The organism is Campylobacter concisus, assembly GCF_002913545.1.
GTDB lineage: Bacteria > Campylobacterota > Campylobacteria > Campylobacterales > Campylobacteraceae > Campylobacter_A > Campylobacter_A concisus_AV.
The window spans coordinates 1-477 of record NZ_PPBR01000017.1 but is presented as its reverse complement, the minus strand read 5'-3'; the positions used below and the strand labels follow the sequence as shown (position 1 = coordinate 477).

Here is a 477-nt window from a genome sequence, read left to right as displayed (position 1 = left end):
GCTTTTTGAGAGATTTCTAAACCCAGAGCGTGTTAGCATGCCAGATATCGACGTGGATTTTTGTCAAAGTAGGCGTGGCGAGATAATTGACTATGTTACGCAAAAATATGGAAAATTTAACGTTGCTGGCGTTATTACATTTGGTAAATTGCTTGCAAAGGGTGTCATTAGGGATGTTGCTAGGGTTTGTGATATGCCTTACGCCGAAGCCGATGCGATGGCAAAGTTAATACCTGATGAACTAGGCATTACACTAAAAGATGCTTATGAAAAAGAGCCAAAGATAGCTGAGCTAATAAACCAAAATCCAAAGGCAGCTAAAATTTGGAAATTTGCACTTGATCTTGAGGGGCTAAATAGAAATGCCGGTCAGCACGCAGCAGGTGTCGTTATCTCAAATGAGGAGCTGTGGAACAAAACTCCGCTATTTCGCCAGCCAAATAGCCCAGAAGATCGATATGTTACGCAGTATAGCCT

The 477-nt window shown here is 41.9% G+C and carries 1 pseudogene; it reads left to right on the top strand.

Features of this window, described 5'->3' with window-relative positions:
• Window positions 1–477 (top strand): annotated as a pseudogene (locus CYP05_RS01380) (DNA polymerase III subunit alpha); the annotation flags it as partial.